Origin of the sequence: Fictibacillus barbaricus, assembly GCF_014635025.1 — a bacterium.
Lineage (GTDB): Bacteria > Bacillota > Bacilli > Bacillales > Fictibacillaceae > Fictibacillus > Fictibacillus barbaricus.
Genome location: NZ_BMCE01000002.1, coordinates 499,584 through 517,463, shown reverse-complemented (window position 1 = coordinate 517,463; position 17,880 = coordinate 499,584). Strand labels below are relative to the sequence as shown.

15 protein-coding genes and 1 other annotated feature are annotated in these 17,880 nt (G+C 41.6%); all 15 genes read left to right on the top strand.

Annotation, left to right across the window (positions count from 1 at the left end; translation table 11 throughout):
• Positions 1 to 2: 2 nt before the first annotated feature.
• Complete coding sequence (locus tag IEV52_RS11935) at positions 3 to 776, top strand: YlmH family RNA-binding protein (protein WP_188402757.1); 774 nt, start codon at positions 3 to 5, stop codon at positions 774 to 776.
• 76 nt (positions 777 to 852) lie between these two features.
• Positions 853 to 1,362 carry a DivIVA domain-containing protein gene (locus IEV52_RS11930; protein WP_188402756.1) on the top strand — a complete coding sequence of 170 codons (510 nt, stop codon included), beginning with the start codon at positions 853 to 855 and terminating at the stop codon, positions 1,360 to 1,362.
• Positions 1,363 to 1,401: 39 nt separating this feature from the next.
• Positions 1,402 to 1,637 (top strand) — a binding site (T-box leader).
• Between the two features lie 95 nt (positions 1,638 to 1,732).
• On the top strand, positions 1,733 to 4,495 hold the full coding sequence (gene ileS / locus IEV52_RS11925) for an isoleucine--tRNA ligase (RefSeq protein ID WP_188402755.1): 2,763 nt from the start codon (positions 1,733 to 1,735) through the stop codon (positions 4,493 to 4,495).
• 139 nt (positions 4,496 to 4,634) lie between these two features.
• Positions 4,635 to 5,099: a signal peptidase II gene (gene lspA / locus IEV52_RS11920; protein ID WP_188402754.1), complete on the top strand. Its 465-nt coding sequence runs from the start codon at positions 4,635 to 4,637 to the stop codon at positions 5,097 to 5,099.
• Positions 5,092 to 6,006 (top strand): RluA family pseudouridine synthase, encoded by a 915-nt coding sequence (locus IEV52_RS11915; RefSeq protein WP_188402753.1) that lies wholly within the window; start codon positions 5,092 to 5,094, stop codon positions 6,004 to 6,006. Before lspA ends, IEV52_RS11915 begins: the two co-directional genes overlap by 8 nt.
• A 194-nt stretch (positions 6,007 to 6,200) precedes the next feature.
• Entirely contained in the window at positions 6,201 to 6,743 is a 543-nt protein-coding gene (pyrR, locus tag IEV52_RS11910; RefSeq protein WP_229754272.1) for a bifunctional pyr operon transcriptional regulator/uracil phosphoribosyltransferase PyrR, read from the top strand.
• Between the two features lie 166 nt (positions 6,744 to 6,909).
• Positions 6,910 to 8,229, top strand: a complete 1,320-nt coding sequence (locus IEV52_RS11905; RefSeq protein WP_188402752.1) for a solute carrier family 23 protein — start codon at positions 6,910 to 6,912, stop codon at positions 8,227 to 8,229.
• Between the two features lie 130 nt (positions 8,230 to 8,359).
• Positions 8,360 to 9,280, top strand: a complete 921-nt coding sequence (locus IEV52_RS11900) for an aspartate carbamoyltransferase catalytic subunit (protein ID WP_188402751.1) — start codon at positions 8,360 to 8,362, stop codon at positions 9,278 to 9,280.
• Complete coding sequence (locus tag IEV52_RS11895; protein WP_188402750.1) at positions 9,255 to 10,547, top strand: dihydroorotase; 1,293 nt, start codon at positions 9,255 to 9,257, stop codon at positions 10,545 to 10,547. Before IEV52_RS11900 ends, IEV52_RS11895 begins: the two co-directional genes overlap by 26 nt.
• Positions 10,544 to 11,641 carry a carbamoyl phosphate synthase small subunit gene (locus tag IEV52_RS11890; protein WP_188402749.1) on the top strand — a complete coding sequence of 366 codons (1,098 nt, stop codon included), beginning with the start codon at positions 10,544 to 10,546 and terminating at the stop codon, positions 11,639 to 11,641. The genes IEV52_RS11895 and IEV52_RS11890 overlap by 4 nt, the downstream gene beginning before the upstream one ends.
• On the top strand, positions 11,634 to 14,840 hold the full coding sequence (gene carB, locus IEV52_RS11885) for a carbamoyl-phosphate synthase large subunit (RefSeq protein ID WP_188402748.1): 3,207 nt from the start codon (positions 11,634 to 11,636) through the stop codon (positions 14,838 to 14,840). Before IEV52_RS11890 ends, carB begins: the two co-directional genes overlap by 8 nt.
• On the top strand, positions 14,837 to 15,607 hold the full coding sequence (locus IEV52_RS11880) for a dihydroorotate dehydrogenase electron transfer subunit (protein ID WP_188402747.1): 771 nt from the start codon (positions 14,837 to 14,839) through the stop codon (positions 15,605 to 15,607). Before carB ends, IEV52_RS11880 begins: the two co-directional genes overlap by 4 nt.
• Complete coding sequence (locus IEV52_RS11875; RefSeq protein WP_188402746.1) at positions 15,604 to 16,542, top strand: dihydroorotate dehydrogenase; 939 nt, start codon at positions 15,604 to 15,606, stop codon at positions 16,540 to 16,542. The genes IEV52_RS11880 and IEV52_RS11875 overlap by 4 nt, the downstream gene beginning before the upstream one ends.
• Positions 16,515 to 17,249, top strand: a complete 735-nt coding sequence (gene pyrF / locus IEV52_RS11870) for an orotidine-5'-phosphate decarboxylase (RefSeq protein ID WP_188402745.1) — start codon at positions 16,515 to 16,517, stop codon at positions 17,247 to 17,249. The genes IEV52_RS11875 and pyrF overlap by 28 nt, the downstream gene beginning before the upstream one ends.
• Positions 17,218 to 17,856, top strand: a complete 639-nt coding sequence (pyrE, locus tag IEV52_RS11865; protein ID WP_188402744.1) for an orotate phosphoribosyltransferase — start codon at positions 17,218 to 17,220, stop codon at positions 17,854 to 17,856. The genes pyrF and pyrE overlap by 32 nt, the downstream gene beginning before the upstream one ends.
• Positions 17,857 to 17,880 lie beyond the last annotated feature (24 nt).

Below are 17,880 nucleotides of genomic sequence, written 5' to 3'. Positions count from 1 at the left end.
TTATGAGTATTTACCAGCATTACAGACCGGAAGAACATGAATTTGTGGATCGGGTATTAAATTGGAAAACAGAAGTCGTTGAACGGTACAGTCCGAAACTAACGGACTTCCTGGATCCCCGTGAACAGGAAATTGTGAAGACGATTCTGGGTAATGATACAGAAGTGCGCCTCTCTTTATGGGGAGGCTCTTCTTTTTCTGAACGAAAGCGAGCTTTTTTGTATCCGGAATACATAGATGCGAAAGAGGAAGATTTTCAGATCGTTTGTTATGATATCAACTACCCAGCTAAGTTTGCTGCTATCGAACATAGAGACGTTTTAGGCGCTTTAATGAATATTGGTGTAAAAAGAGGAAAGTATGGCGATATATTAATTGATGGTGATAAGGTTCAATTTATTTGTGCTAAAGAGATTGCAGGTTTTATCGAACTGAATCTAACTAAGATCGGTAGGACCGGAGTTAAATTAGCAGACATTCAAGAGAACCAATTGATTGAAATTAAAACAGAGTATAACGAAAAAAGCGGGACTGTTTCTTCACTGAGGCTCGATGTAGTTGTTGCTGAGGTTTATAACTTATCACGTGCAAAAGCATCACCTTTGATTCAGCAAGGTCGTGTTAAGCTCAACCATAAGATTACAGACCAAGTATCAGTTGAAGTAATGGAAGGCGATGAACTATCAGTAAGAGGATTTGGCAGAAGCAAACTGATTGCCATTGAGGGAACGACTAAGAAAGAAAAGTGGCGCATTCGGTACGGCTTATTAAAATAATTTCTGGGTATAGAAGGAATGGCCGAAATTTTGTCGAATTTAGGTAAAAAATAACGCATCTATGGAGGTGGCTGTCGTGCCTTTAACACCATTGGATATTCATAATAAGGAATTTACAAGAGGTTTCAGAGGGTATAGTGAAGACGAAGTAAATGACTTTTTAGATCAAGTCATTAAAGATTATGAGGCGGTTATTCGTGAAAAGAAAGAATTAGAAGAAACAGTTTCTAGCCTCGAAGAAAAAATCTCTTATTTTAAAAATATTGAGGAAACACTGAATAAATCTATACTTATTGCGCAAGAAACAGGTGAAGAAGTAAAACGAACAGCGAATAAAGAAGCTCGTTTGATCGTAAAAGAAGCTGAAAAGAACGCTGATAGAATTATTAATGAAGCTTTATCTAAATCCAGAAAAATCTCCATGGAGATTGATGAACTAAAAAAGCAGTCGTCCGTTTACCGCACAAGGTTTAGAATGCTGATTGAGGCACAACTTGAAATGTTAAAGAACGACGACTGGGATTCCTTAAATGCCCCTGAAAACCTAGAAGGCTATGAACTTCAGGAAGTAAAGACGGAAGCTTGACATTCATTTAAAAAATCGCATATACTTTTCTAAGATTAATATGTGACGAAGACGGGGACAGTAAAGTACTTGTGAATCTATTCTAGCGAGCTGGGGCACGGTGAAAGCCTGGCAATAGAGAAGTATTTGAAGATCACCCCTGAGTTCCTGAACTGAAATTCGCAGTAAGTTTAGGCGCTTCATCCACGCTACGGATGACTAAGCGGGTTTTATGGTTTTGATACAATCATAGACCTATTAGGGTGGTACCGCGGGTTAACCTTCTCGTCCCTTCTGTTCATTCAGTGGGGGCGAGAAGGTTTTTTGTTTTATTTGCAGCCTCCCAATAACTGTCATCCATATTTTTATTGTAATTTAAGGAGGAAAGGTAATGAATTATAAAGACACGCTATTAATGCCTAAAACAGAGTTTCCGATGCGTGGAAATCTTCCGCAAAGAGAACCTGTCGTTCAAGAAAAGTGGAAAGAGCTTAACATTTACGAGATGGTACTAGAAAAAACGAAGGGTCTCCCGCCGTTTATCTTGCATGATGGTCCTCCATATGCAAACGGTGATATTCATATCGGGCATGCCGAAAACAAAATTCTAAAAGATATCATTGTTCGTTTTAAATCAATGACAGGTCATTATGCACCATATGTTCCTGGTTGGGACACACATGGTCTTCCGATTGAAACAGCGTTAACGAAAAGCGGAAAAGTAAAACGCAAGGAATTGACGGTTGCTGAATTCCGTAAACTTTGTGAAGAATACGCTCTTAAACAAGTGGATCATCAGCGTGAACAATTCAAGCGTTTAGGCGTTCGCGGTGACTGGGAAAATCCTTATATCACTCTAAATAAAGGGTATGAAGCAAGACAGATCGAAGTGTTTGGCGAAATGGCAAAAAGGGACTTGATCTATAAAGGTCTTAAGCCTGTTTATTGGTCACCTTCATCGGAATCTGCATTAGCGGAAGCTGAGATTGAATATCAAGATAAACGATCTGCTTCTATCTTTGTAGCTTTTGATGTTAAAGATGGAAAAGGTGTTCTTGATACAGATGAAAAACTTGTGATTTGGACAACAACTCCTTGGACGATTCCTGCAAACTTAGGGATCTCTGTTCATCCTGAATTAGATTATGTGTCTTTGCAAACAGAGAATGGAAAATACGTTGTTGCTGAAGCGCTATTAGAGACACTGAAAAAAGATTTTGAGTGGGAACAGGCAGAAGTGGTTAAACGTTTTAAAGGCGCTGAAATCGAGAATGTTCTGGCACACCACCCATTGTATGACCGTGATTCACTTGTAATGCTTGGTGACCACGTTACTACGGACGCTGGAACAGGATGTGTTCATACAGCTCCAGGACACGGGGAAGATGACTTCCTAGTAGGTAAGCGGTACGGACTTGATGTCCTTTGCCCGGTTGATGACAGAGGTGTCATGACGAAAGAAGCTCCTGGATTTGAAGGACTGTTCTATGATGAAGCGAATAAACCGATAACTGAGGCATTGAAAGAAAAAGGTGCACTCTTAAAGCTATCATTTATTACTCACTCGTATCCTCATGACTGGAGAACAAAAAAGCCGGTTATTTTCCGTGCAACTGCACAATGGTTCGCTTCTATTAAAGGAATTCGTGAAGATATGCTTCGTGCGATCGAAGAAGTAAACTGGGTTCCAACATGGGGTGAGACACGTCTTCACAATATGATTAAGGACCGTGAAGATTGGTGTATCTCTCGTCAAAGAGCTTGGGGAGTACCAATCCCTGTTTTTTACGGTGAAGATGGCGAGGCTATTCTTACAGAAGAAACGATCGCTCACGTTGTAGGACTATTTAGAGAGTATGGCTCAAATGTTTGGTTTGAAAGAGAAGCAAAAGACTTGCTGCCAGAAGGATTTACATCTCCTCACAGTCCAAATGGCCGCTTTACAAAAGAAACAGATATCATGGACGTTTGGTTTGATTCTGGAACATCTCATTGGGGTGTACTTGAAGAAAGAGAAAATTTAGTGCGTCCGGCAGATCTTTATTTAGAAGGATCTGACCAATACCGTGGATGGTTTAACTCGTCACTTTCTACATCTGTTGCTATTACAGGAAAAGCTCCTTATAAAGCTGTTCTAAGCCATGGGTTCGTATTAGACGGAGAGGGTCGTAAGATGAGTAAATCAATCGGTAACACGCTTGATCCGATCAAGGTTATGAAGCAGCTTGGAGCAGATATTATCCGTCTTTGGGTGTCATCCGTAGATTATCAATCAGATGTGCGTGTTTCCGATGACATCTTAAAGCAGGTTGCTGAAGTCTACCGCAAGATCAGAAACACACTTCGTTTCTTATTAGGAAATCTTCATGGCTTTGATCCACAGCAGCATTCCGTGAGTTTTGAGGAGATGCCTGATCTTGAGAAATACATGATGGTTAAACTTGATAAGGTCGTTGCTAAAGTTAAGAAGGCATATGAAGATTATCAGTTTATTACGGTATATAATACGATCCACAACTTCTGTACGATCGAACTGAGCTCTTTCTACTTAGATATGGCAAAAGATACGCTTTATATCCAAGCAGAGGATGATCATAAACGCAGAAGCATTCAAACTGTTCTATACGAAACGTTAATGGCACTAACAAAATTGTCTGCACCTGTTCTTTCTCACACTGCAGATGAAGTATGGGAATACATCCCTGGTGTAGAGGAAGCAAGTGTTCAGTTAACTGCGATGCCAGAAGTGAAGAACTATACGGGTACAGAACAGCTTGAAAAAGAATGGGACGTATTTATGGATGTTCGTGATGAAGTATTGAAAGCATTAGAGGAAGCAAGAAGCCAGAAAACGATCGGTAAATCTCTAACTGCTTCCATCACTTTATATCCTACAGAGTCACTTAAACCTTGGCTGGAAAGTGTTGAAGAGTTAAATAAACTCTTTATCGTTTCTAAAGCGACCGTTAGGGGCGTTAAGTCTGAAGCTCCTGAATCAGCAGGCAAGTATGAGCATGTAGCAGTTTCCGTAACAAACGCTGAAGGCGAAACGTGTGAACGCTGCTGGGTTGTGTCAGAAGACGTAGGAAAGAATGAAAAACACCCTACACTTTGTGCAAGCTGTGCAGGTATAGTTGAAAAACATTACGCATAATGATTAAAATCCCGCAAATCGCGGGATTTTTTTCTTTTGATGAGGTACTTCGGTTGTGATTGGGTAAATTAAATTGTAGAACGTCCGATTGCTGTGCTACAATTCATAAAGACATTAATTCTGTATCGGAGGAGTTCTATTGTTTTATTATCTTGTAGCTTTGCTAATCTTCGCAGTAGATCAGGCGACAAAGTGGCTGATCGTAAAAAAAATGGAATTGGGCCAATCCATTTCTATCATTGATCAAGTCTTTTACATAACCTCGCACCGAAACAGGGGAGCAGCTTTTGGGATTCTGCAAGATCAGCGCTACTTCTTTATTATAATAACGATTATCGTGGTAGGGGCAGTCATCTACTATCTTCAAAAACATGCACATGACACACTGCTTAAAACGGCTCTTGCTCTTGTCCTAGGCGGAGCGGTTGGGAATTTTATCGATCGTTTATTGCATGGTGAAGTGGTCGATTTTCTTGATGTGAAGATCGGCAGCTATGATTTCCCTATCTTTAATGTTGCGGACAGTGCTCTTGTAATTGGTGTTGGTCTTATTTTTATACAAAGTTTTATGGAAAGCAAAAAGAAGGAGACAGAAAATGAGTAAATTTGATTATACGGTATCTACTGAACATGAAGGGAACCGTATTGATAAAGTTTTGTCTGAAGTCCAGGATGAGTGGTCACGCTCACAGATCCAGAGCTGGATTAAAGATAAGATTGTCTTATTAAACAATAATCCAGTTAAGTCAAACTATAAATGTGCTGCTGGTGATGTTATTGAAATTGAGATTCCAGAACCTGAAATCCTTGATGTTGTTCCAGAAGAGATGAATCTTGATATCGTATACGAAGATTCTGATGTACTCGTTGTGAATAAACCCCGGGGGATGGTCGTTCATCCAGCACCGGGACATTACAGCGGAACACTTGTGAATGGACTTATGGCGCACTGTAAAGATCTTTCAGGCATTAATGGTGTATTGCGCCCTGGGATTGTACACCGTATTGATAAAGATACGTCAGGATTACTGATGGTCGCAAAGAATGATATGGCACATGAGTCTCTTGTCGACCAGCTTAAAGCCAAAACAACGACTCGTGTTTATAAGGCGATCGTTCATGGGGTTATGCCTCATGATCAGGGAACGATCGATGCACCGATCGGCAGAGACAAGAATGACCGCCAAAAGATGACGGTTACTGATGAGAACAGTCGTGATGCTGTTACACATTTCAATGTTATAAAAAGGTTTACGAATTACACGTATGTGGAGTGTCAATTGGAGACGGGAAGAACTCACCAGATTCGTGTTCATATGAAATATATTGGGTTCCCGCTTGCAGGTGATCCGAAGTATGGCCCTTCAAAGACACTTCCGATCGAAGGGCAAGCTCTTCATGCACAAACGTTGGGTTTTGAACACCCAAGAACGGGTGAATATATGGAGTTTGAACGTGAAATCCCAGCTGAAATGAGTGAGTTGTTGGATCTTTTAGAGAAAAGAAGTTGACAAACAAATACGAGTTTGTCATAATCAATGTAGCTTAAATAGTCCTTTAACTTTAGTCCCGTGAGGCTGAGAAGGAAACGTTTTTATGAGAAACCCTAAATGGGGTCTCTCTATCCTCTCGCCAAATGTGGTGAGAGGATTTTTTGTTTGGAAAACGGTTAAAGGCAAAGCGATTTTAAAGAGGAGGGTAAATTATGTCAAAGACAGTTTTAATGGATGACCAGGCAATAAGAAGAGCTTTGACCCGAATCGCTCATGAAATTATCGAGCGAAACAAAGGAGTCAAAAACATCGTATTAGCCGGCATAAAAACCCGTGGTGAATTTCTTGCAAAACGCCTTGCTGAACGAATTGAACAGATCGAGGGGAACGCTGTAACTGTAGGTGTAATTGACATAACATTATACCGGGACGACCTTAAGATCAAAACAGATGATTCTGAACCGGAAGTAAAAGGCACAGATATCCCCGTTGAAGTAACAGATAAAAAGATCATATTAGTGGATGATGTCCTTTATACGGGGAGAACGGTAAGAGCTGGTATGGATGCCATAATGGATCTTGGACGAGCTTCCAATATACAATTGGCTGTCCTGATTGACAGAGGTCATAGGGAACTGCCGATCCGAGCAGATTATGTTGGTAAAAATGTTCCGACTTCAAGTGAAGAAATTATATCTGCTTCATTGATCGAAGTAGATGGTTTTGATGAAGTAGCCATCTCAACAAATAAATAATGTCCCTTTAAATTCAGTCCAGAGAGGCTGGCAAGGGAGGTATAAAATATGTGCGGCACGAGGAAGTGCGTGCACATGTGCCTCCGCGGCCTCTTTTGCTAAAGCAGAAGAGGTTTTTTTATGGCTATAAACGGTCGTTTCAGCTTTTAATTAGGAGGTCTTTTAAATGGAAAACAATACGAAAGCAATTTTAGATGTACATGAAAAACCATCACCGGTTCAATGGTTTACACTAAGCCTTCAGCACTTATTCGCCATGTTTGGTGCAACAGTGCTGGTTCCGTTCTTAGTAGGACTTCATCCTGGGGTTGCACTCGTATCGAGTGGGCTTGCAACACTGGCGTACCTTTTAGTAACAAGAGGACAAATTCCAGCTTATCTTGGATCCAGCTTTGCCTTTATAACTCCAATCATAACGGTTAAAGCTTTCGGGGGCCCTGAGGCGGCTATGCTGGGAAGTTTCCTGGCAGGTTTAGTATACGGAGCAGTTGCACTATTGATAAAAGGTTTTGGTTTTAAGTGGTTGATGAGAGTTTTACCGCCAGTAGTAGTAGGCCCTGTCATTATCGTAATCGGGCTAGGACTTGCAAACGTTGCAGTAGGTATGGCGATGAATGATCCTGTAACACAGAAATACAGCTTAACACACTTTACTGTTGCACTCTTTACGCTTGGAGTAACCATCGTATGCTCCATCTTCTTTAGAGGAATCTTAGGAATCATCCCGATCTTAATCGGAATTATAGCTGGTTTCATCTTTGCTTATATCAGAGGAATTGTTGACTTTACGAAGGTGACAGAAGCAAACTGGATTCAAGCACCTGATTTTATCGTGCCGTTTGTAACATACACACCTGATTTTTCGTGGAGTATCGCCATGATCATGATGCCGGTCGCTGCGGTAACCATCGCAGAACATATCGGACATCAGCTGGTTCTATCCAAAGTAGTAGGACGTAACTTTATTGAAAAGCCTGGCCTCCATCGTTCGATCTTAGGAGATGGAATGGGAGTTGTGATCGGTTCTTTAATCGGTGGACCTCCTGTAACTACTTACGGCGAAAATATTGGTGTATTAGCCATAACTCGGGTTTACTCGGTTTTCGTGATCGGGGGAGCTGCTGTGACAGCGATCCTGTTCGGATTCTCAGGGAAAGTTACATCATTAATCAGCACGATCCCAACGGCTGTAATGGGCGGCGTATCCATCCTGCTTTTTGGAATCATCGCTTCATCTGGTTTAAGAATGCTTGTTGATAATAACATTGACTTTGGAAACAAGAGAAACTTGATTATCTCATCTGTTATCTTAGTAACCGGGATTGGCGGAGCAGCACTTAAGATCAATGCTAACTTTGAAATTGCCGGAATGGCTTTAGCAACTCTGATTGGAATCGTATTAAACCTAGTGCTGCCTGGGAGAGAGAATGATGAAGATCTAATGAACAAAATGTTTAAGAAAAACGGTAACGACACAGCTGCATAATACACCTTTTAATTAAGTACGAGAGACTTAAAAGGGTGAACGACAGAGAGGAACTTAGTTGCTTCTTCTGTTAAGGGCACCCTGAATATACTTTCAGGGTGCTATTTTTATGTAAAAAGGAGAGTTTTGGATGAATCACTTGCTATCAATGAATGAGTTATCGATCGAAGACATTCAATACATTTTAAACAAAGCAGAAGAATTTAATGGCGGAAAACAAGATGAAATTTTCCACAAGAAAATGATCGCGAATTTATTTTTTGAGCCAAGTACAAGAACAAGGTTCAGCTTTGAAGCTGCAGAGCACAGGCTTGGCATGAAACCTTTAAACGTTGAAGTGAACGGATCTTCTGTCCAAAAAGGAGAAACACTTTACGACACGTTAAGAACACTAGAGGAGATAGGGGTTGAGGCGTTTGTCATACGGCACCCTCAAGACCGCTATTTTGACGGCTTAGCTGAAAAAATAAATGTTCCGATCATCAATGCAGGTGATGGGTGCGGGAACCATCCAACACAATCTCTTTTAGACTTACTGACGATTCAACAGGAATTTATCGTCCTGCAGGGTCTAACAGTAGTAATTGTAGGAGATATCTTGCACAGCCGCGTTGCTCGCTCAAACGCAGAAGTCCTTCGAAAGATGGGAGCTAAAGTTTTGTTCTCTGGCCCAGAAGAGTGGTTTGTGAATGAGTGGAAAGAAGACTTCATTCCGATGGACGAAGCAGTAGAAGCGGCAGATGCATTAATGATGTTAAGAATTCAGCATGAAAGACACAGTGCTTCTATGCTATTAACAAAAGAGGATTATCATCAGCAATATGGTTTAACAGAAGAGCGGGAAAAAAGAATGAAAGCTCACAGTATCATCATGCACCCCGCACCAGTCAATAGAGGGGTTGAAATTGCAGACGGTCTCGTAGAATGTGAACGCTCCAGGATCTTTAAACAAGTTCAAAATGGAGTTTTTATCAGAATGGCTGTTTTGAAGTGGGCATTAACAACAAATCAGGAGGCGGTAAACGATGGGCTACTTATTAAAAAACGCTAACATTTTAGATGGGAACAACAACCTGATCGAAACAGATATTCTGATTGAAAATAATGTGATTCAAAAAGTGGAGAAAGATATTCCTGCAGGTGAGCATAACGTGCTTGAGGCAGACAGAAAACTTGTTACCCCTGGATTTATAGATCTGCATGTTCACTTAAGAGAACCTGGTGGCGAGCATAAAGAAACGATTGCGACAGGTACAAAAGCTGCGGTTAAGGGAGGCTACACAACTCTAGCTGCTATGCCTAACACACGCCCAGTTCCAGACAGTGCTGAAACGCTAGAGCTCGTTCAGCGAAAAATCAAAGACACCGCAAGCTGCAGAGTATTGCCTTATGCATCCATAACAACTCGCCAGGTCGGCAGTGAACGTACAGACTTTGAGACTCTTTTAAAAGGGGGAGCTTTTGCTTTTACAGATGATGGTGTAGGTGTACAGTCAGCGGGGATGATGCTAAACGCAATGAAAGAAGCGGGCCGACTTGGAGCAGTGATCGTGGCGCATTGCGAAGATAACACACTTCTTCCTAAAGGTGGAGCTTTTCATGAAGGAGAGTTTACAAAAAAAGAAGGACTTCCTGGAATTCCTTCTGTAAGTGAATCGGTTCATATCTCACGTGATGTACTATTAGCAGAAGCGGCAGACGCAAGATACCATGTTTGCCATGTGAGTACAAAAGAATCTGTACGTGTTATTAGAGATGCAAAGCGTGCTGGTATAAAGGTTACAGCAGAAGTAACACCGCATCACTTGATCTTAAGTGACAAAGATATTAAGCCAAATGATACTCATTACAAAATGAACCCGCCGCTAAGAAGTGAAGCAGATCGTGAAGCATTGATCCAAGGGTTAAAAGAAGGAACATTGGACTTTATCGCAACAGATCATGCACCGCATAGTACAGAAGAGAAGGCACAAGATGTTGAGCTTGCACCTTTTGGAATCGTTGGTCTGGAAACAGCATTCCCGCTTCTCTATACAGAGCTTGTTTTAAAAGAGAAGAGGTTCACATTGCAAGAGCTGGTGGATAAGATGACGAAGACACCGGCAGAAAGCTTTAATCTGCCATATGGAACGCTTGTTGAAGGGGCAAATGCGGATCTAACGATTGTAGATTTAGATATAGAAGAAGCAATCAACGCTAATGAGTTTGTATCAAAAGGAAAAAACACACCATTTGATGGCTGGGTCTGCAAGGGCTGGCCGATTGCTACCATTTTTGATGGAAAGCTTGTTTACCACAAGGAGGAGAGCTTAGTATGAAACGCTACTTAATTTTAGAAGATGGAACAATTTTTAACGGACTTGCTTTTGGTTCACAACGTGAATCAAGCGGAGAGGTTGTATTCACAACAAGCATGACAGGATATCAAGAGGTCATGACAGATCCTTCATATTGCGATCAGATCATCTGCTTTACGTATCCGTTAGTTGGGAATTACGGAATCAACCGTTCTGATTACGAGTCAATTCATCCGGCAACGAGCGGAATCATTGTAAATGAACATGCTGAGTTTCCTAATCATCACGAAGGTATGCAGTCATTAAGCAGCTGGCTGACTGCAAAAGATATTCCTGGGCTATATGGAATTGATACACGTAAGTTAACAAGAAAGATCCGTCAACATGGAACATTAAAAGGAAAAATGACAAATTCCCTTGAAAATGCTGAAGAGATCATTAAGGAATTGAATGCTTCACCATTAACGACTGACCAAGTGAAAAAGGTTTCTACAAAGTCTCCCTACCACTTACCGAACAGCGGATACCGAGTAGTTGTTGTTGATTTTGGTGTAAAAAGCGGGATGTTAAGAGAATTATCAAGACGTTTATGTGATGTAATCGTTGTTCCATATAACACGACAGCTGCTGATATCATTCGCTTGCAGCCTGATGGTGTCCTGCTAAGCAATGGGCCAGGAGATCCAAAAGACGTACATTCTGGTATTACAATGATTCAAGAATTGTTAAAACATAATATCCCGATCTTGGGAATCTGCCTTGGACATCAGCTATTAGCCCTTGCATGCGGCGCTGATACAGAAAAATTAAAGTTTGGACACCGAGGATCTAACCATCCTGTAAAAGATCTGGCGACTGGAAAAATCGCACTAACCTCGCAAAATCATGGTTATGCGGTAAACGAAGCTTCATTATTAAAAACAGAACTTGTGCTTACACATCAAGCGGTCAATGACGGAACAGTAGAAGGTTTAAAACATAAAGTGAAACCAGCCTTTTCTATTCAGTATCACCCAGAGGCATCACCAGGACCACAAGATTCAAATCCGATCTTTGACGAGTTCATGAACATGATTAAAACAACTAAGAAAGAAGGTTTGATGCAATATGCCTAAACGACATGATATCCGAAAAATTCTAGTGATTGGTTCAGGACCTATCGTAATTGGACAAGCAGCTGAATTCGATTATGCTGGTACACAAGCTTGCCAAGCTTTAAAAGAAGAAGGATATGAAGTTGTTCTAGTAAACTCAAATCCTGCAACGATCATGACAGATCCAAATATGGCAGATAAAGTTTATATCGAACCTTTAACACTTGAATTTGTTTCTAGAATCATCCGGCAGGAACGTCCAGATGGACTTCTTGCAACACTTGGCGGACAAACCGGTCTTAATCTTGCTGTTGAACTTTATAATTCAGGCGTATTAGAAGAATACAACGTTGAATTGTTAGGTACGAAGCTTCCGTCCATCCAGCAAGCAGAAGACCGCGACTTGTTCAGAGAACTAATGAGAGAGTTAAATGAACCGGTTCCAGAGAGTGCAATCGTACACAATATGGATGAAGCTAGAGCTTTTGTTGAGGAAAATGGCTATCCTGTCATCATTCGTCCTGCGTTTACACTTGGCGGAACAGGAGGCGGAATTGTAACAAACGAAGAAGAATTCTTAGAAATCACACCAGCTGGTCTTCATGCAAGCCCTGTCGGACAAGTACTGATCGAAAAGAGTATTGCAGGATTTAAAGAAATTGAATATGAAGTAATGCGAGACAAAAATGATACAGCTATCGTTGTTTGTAACATGGAAAACATTGACCCGGTCGGTATTCATACAGGGGATTCAATCGTAGTGGCTCCCAGCCAAACCCTTACTGACAGAGACTATCAGTTATTAAGAAATGCTTCATTAAAAATTATCAGAGCTCTTCAAATCGAGGGTGGATGTAACGTACAGCTGGCACTAGACCCAGATAGCTCTCAATACTTTGTGATCGAAGTAAATCCGCGTGTAAGCCGCTCATCTGCACTGGCATCAAAAGCGACAGGATATCCGATCGCGAAGCTTGCTGCGAAGATTGCTGTGGGATACACACTTGATGAGATTAAAAACCCGGTAACAGGTACAACATATGCTTGTTTTGAACCTGCGCTTGACTATATTGTTTCAAAAATCCCAAGATGGCCGTTTGATAAGTTTGAAGGAGCAAACCGTAAGCTTGGTACGCAGATGAAAGCAACCGGAGAAGTTATGGCTATCGGACGCAATTTTGAAGAATCACTCTTAAAAGCTGTGCGTTCGCTGGAAATTTCAGCTTTCCACCTTGATGTAAAAGAGAAGAATCTAACAAAGTCAGAAGTAGAAGAAAAAATCTTAAGAGCAGATGATGAGAGACTGTTCTATATTGCAGAAGCCTTTAGAATGGGCGTTACGGTCGAAGAGATTCATGAATGGACAAAGATCGATCTTTTCTTCTTAGAAAAATTGAACGGTATCGTACTATTAGAAAAGCGTATAAAAGAACGTAAAAAAGACGCTGTGATATTGAAGAAAGCAAAAGAAAAAGGCTTCAGCGACCGTTGGATTGCTGATGCTTGGGAAATGGACGAGTATGAGCTTTATCAATTCAGACTAAACGAAAAAATCAAACCAGTATTCAAGATGGTCGATACGTGTGCAGCAGAATTTGAATCTGCAACACCATACTATTATGGAACATACGGAGATGAAGATGAATCGATCATCTCGGCTAAAAAGAGTGTTGTCGTATTAGGATCAGGTCCGATCCGGATCGGACAAGGAATCGAGTTTGACTACGCTACTGTACACACGGTTTGGGCGATACAGGAAGCAGGTTATGAAGCGATTATTATCAACAACAACCCAGAAACGGTTTCTACAGACTTCAGTATGTCTGACAAACTTTATTTTGAACCATTGACTGTAGAGGATGTCATGCATGTGATCGAACATGAAAAGCCGGAAGGTGTCATCGTACAATTCGGTGGTCAAACAGCGATCAACCTATCTGAAGAACTTGAAAGAAGAGGCATAAAGATTCTAGGTACTTCACTTGACAGCATGGACCTTGCTGAAGATAGAGAACGTTTTGAACAAGTGATGAAGCAGCTTGAGATTCCGCAGCCTGCAGGAAAAACGGCATTCTCAGTAAAAGACGCTGTTACGATTGCGACTTCAATCGGTTACCCGGTGCTCGTAAGACCTTCTTATGTTCTTGGCGGCCGAGCGATGGAAATCGTGTATCAAGAAAGCGAGCTTCTTCAATACATGGAAAACGCTGCGAAAGTTAATCCTGATCACCCCGTATTAGTTGATAGATACCTTGAAGGAAAAGAGATTGAAGTCGATGCGATTTCTGATGGGAAAGATGTGTTCATCCCGGGAATGATGGAGCACATTGAGCGAGCTGGTGTTCACTCCGGGGACTCGATTGCGGTTTATCCTCCGCAAACACTTCCCGAAGTGATCAAGGAAAAGATTATAGACCGAACGATTGCAATCGCAAAAGGCTTAAAGATTATTGGATTGTTAAATATCCAGTTCGTTTGGCACAAAGATGAAGTGTATGTATTAGAAGTAAATCCTCGTTCAAGCCGAACAGTACCGTTCCTAAGCAAGATTACCGGTGTACCAATGGCGAACGTAGCAACAAAAGTAATCTTGGGAGAGAGTTTAAAACAGCAAGGATATGAAACAGGCTACCAACCCGAAGCTGATGAAGTTTCTGTAAAAGTCCCTGTATTCTCATTTGCAAAACTTCGCCGTGTAGATACTTACTTAGGACCTGAGATGAAGTCTACTGGAGAAGTAATGGGAAGAGATAAGAATCTGCAGAAGGCACTCTACAAAGGATTAATCGCGTCTGGCATGAAGATTCCTGCATATGGAACCGTACTTTTCACGGTAGCAGACAAAGATAAAGAAGAAGCACTGGATATGGTAAAACGATTTTACGAGATTGGTTACACGATCATGGCAACAGAAGGAACGGCAAGTATTATCGAAAAAGAAGGCATTCCCGTGGATGTGGTTGGCAAGATCGGTTCTGAAGGACGAAACCTGCTTGATGTGATTAGAAAAGGTGAAGCGCAATTTGTAGTAAATACACTGACAAAAGGAAAGATTCCAGCTAGAGACGGATTCCGAATCCGAAGAGAATGTGCGGAGAATGGAGTAGTATGTCTGACAAACTTAGATACATCTGTAGCTCTTTTAGAAGTACTTGAATCCATCTCCTTCTCAGCACACGCCCTTTCATCCTTTACAAAAAAAGAAAAGGTGCTCGTATGAGGAAGCATTTATTAAAGGTTACGTCGAATAGGGAGATCGCGAGAAACATCTATGAGATGAAATTGACTGGCCCTGGTGTAGGCAGTATGACTACACCTGGTCAGTTTCTCCATGTCAGTGTAGGGAATCAATCTTCTAAACTTTTACGTCGTCCTCTTTCCATTTGTGATGTGGACCATGATCAAGAGGAAGTGACACTGCTGTATCGTGCTCAAGGTGAAGGGACGAAACAGCTTAGCCAAAAACAAGCCAGGGAGTTAGTTGATGTACTCGGACCGCTTGGCAACGGATTTGATATGGATGCCATTGCTGTGAACAAACGTGCGTTGCTTATTGGTGGAGGAATTGGTGTACCGCCACTTTACTACCTTGGTAAACACCTGAAGAAAAAAGGAATCGAGGTTACTTTTATCTTAGGTTATCAATCGGTCGAGGACAGCTTTTACGTTGAAAAGTTCCAAGCTATTGGAGAAACGATTGTGACAACAGTTGATGGATCTCTAGGTATAAAAGGTTTTGTGACAGATGCCATGGGGGCTTGCGTTGAAGATGAACCTGTCATCTACTCTGTTGGCCCAGCAGTTATGCTAAAAGCTGTAGAAGATAGAGCTGGCGGCTTAGACGGATATCTTTCTTTGGAAGAACGAATGGGCTGCGGAATCGGCGCTTGCTTTGCTTGTGTATGCCCAACTGAAACCAGGAAGTCAGGCTATGTGAAAATCTGCAGTGACGGACCAGTATTTAAAATGGGGGAGGTTGTGCTATGAGTCGGCTAAGTGTTTCCTTGCCAGGATTAAATATGAAGAACCCCATTCTTCCTGCATCAGGTTGTTTTGGATTCGGAAAAGAATACGCGAAATGGTATGACTTAAGTGTCTTAGGCGGTGTTACGATCAAAGCAGCTACACTTGAAGGTCGCTTTGGCAATCCAACACCTCGAGTAGCTGAAACAGAAAGCGGGATGTTAAACGCAATCGGCCTTCAAAATCCAGGCGTAAGAAACATTATTGAGAACGAACTTCCTGCTCTAGAAAAATATAACATCCCGATCCTTGCAAACATTGCAGGATCAACAGAAGAAGAGTATATCGAAGTAACAAGACAAATCTCAGCTTCGCCACTCGTATCAGCTGTGGAGCTAAACATTTCTTGCCCGAACGTAAAAGAAGGCGGGATTCATTTTGGTACGGATTACAAATCAGCTGCTGACTTAACGAGAAAAGTGAAGGATGTTTCAAAAAAACCAGTGTACGTAAAACTTTCGCCTAATGTCTCTAATATCGTAGAGATGGCACAGGCTGTAGAAGAAGCGGGTGCGGACGGCCTTTCCATGATCAATACCTTAGTTGGCATGAAACTGGATTGGAGAACGGGTAATCCTATCCTGGCAAACAAGACAGGCGGACTATCGGGTCCAGCGATTAAACCAGTAGCTATTCGAATGATCTATGAAGTAAGCCAAAAGGTATCTCTTCCGATTATCGGTATGGGCGGTGTAAGTACGGCTGAAGATGTCCTTGAAATGATGTCTGCAGGAGCATCAGCTGTAGCGGTTGGAACGGCAAACTTCGTAAATCCATATGTTTGTCCGGAGATCATTGAGAAACTTCCAGAACTGCTGGATGAGATCGGCATGGAAAATATAAGTGAGATGACAGGAAGGAGCACAAAGCAATGGAAAACCCCGTTATCATCGCGTTAGACTTTGAAAACGCAGACAAAGCAAAGAAGTTCTTAGCAAGCTTTGAAGGTCAGTCGCCATATGTGAAGGTTGGAATGGAACTTTTCTACGCAGAAGGTCCTTCCTTTGTAAAATGGCTGAAGGATAAAGGCTTTCGTGTATTCCTTGATTTAAAGCTTCACGACATTCCGACTACCGTTCATAAAGCAATGAAAGTACTTGGTGGACTGAACATTGACATGGTCAATGTTCATGCTGCTGGAGGTATGGTGATGATGAAGGCTGCAAAAGAAGGACTCCTTGCATCTGGTGCTCACCACACGAAATTAATTGCAGTCACACAGCTTACAAGTACAACAGAAAAAGTTTTGAAGGAAGAGCTTCTGATCAAGGATACTCGTTTAAAAGATTGTGTATCTCACTACGCTAAACTTGCGAAAGATTCAGGCTTAGATGGTGTAGTTTGCTCTGTACAAGAAACTATGGAGATAAAAAACGTTTGTGGAAAAGACTTTTTGACGGTAACTCCTGGAATCCGGCCTAGTGGCTCAGATACCCATGATCAAGCACGGATTGCAACACCAGCGGAAGCAGCGGCAAAGGGGTCAGATTATATGGTAATAGGAAGAAGTATTACCCAATCTGAGCAGCCGCTGCACACATATGAAGAAATCTTAAATGAATGGAGAGAAAGTCATGAAAACAACAATTCCCCAACATTTGCTTAACATTCAAGCTGTAACACTTTCACCAGAGGAGCCATACACGTGGTCTTCAGGAATGAAGTCTCCCATTTATTGTGATAACCGTTTGATTATTGCGTATCCTGAGATTCGTAAACAAGTTGCTGAAGAACTTGCAACGTTAATTCAAAATCATTATCCTGAAGCGGATCTTATTGCTGGAACAGCTACAGCGGGAATTCCTCATGCCGCATTTGTAGCTGAACAAATGAACCTGCCGATGTGTTACGTTCGATCCAGCGCAAAAGCTCACGGAAAAGCGAAGCAGATCGAAGGATTAACAGAAAAAAGCAAAAAAGCGGTAGTTGTAGAAGATTTGATCTCTACTGGCAAAAGTTCTATCCAATCTGTTCTTGCACTTCGTGAAGCAGGAATCGAAGTTCTAGGTGTTGTAGCAATCTTTAGCTACGGATTGAAAAAAGCGGATGATGCACTAGGTAACATAGATATTACTTTTCAAACCGTTACAAACTTTAGTACATTAATAGAGGAAGCACAAGAGAGCGGAACGATTAGCGAGCAAGGGCTTTCTTTATTAAAAGAATGGCAACAAGACCCTGAACATTGGGGAGCTGCCTCTTTTTCCAAATAGTTTTCTAAGGAGATTACGATTTTG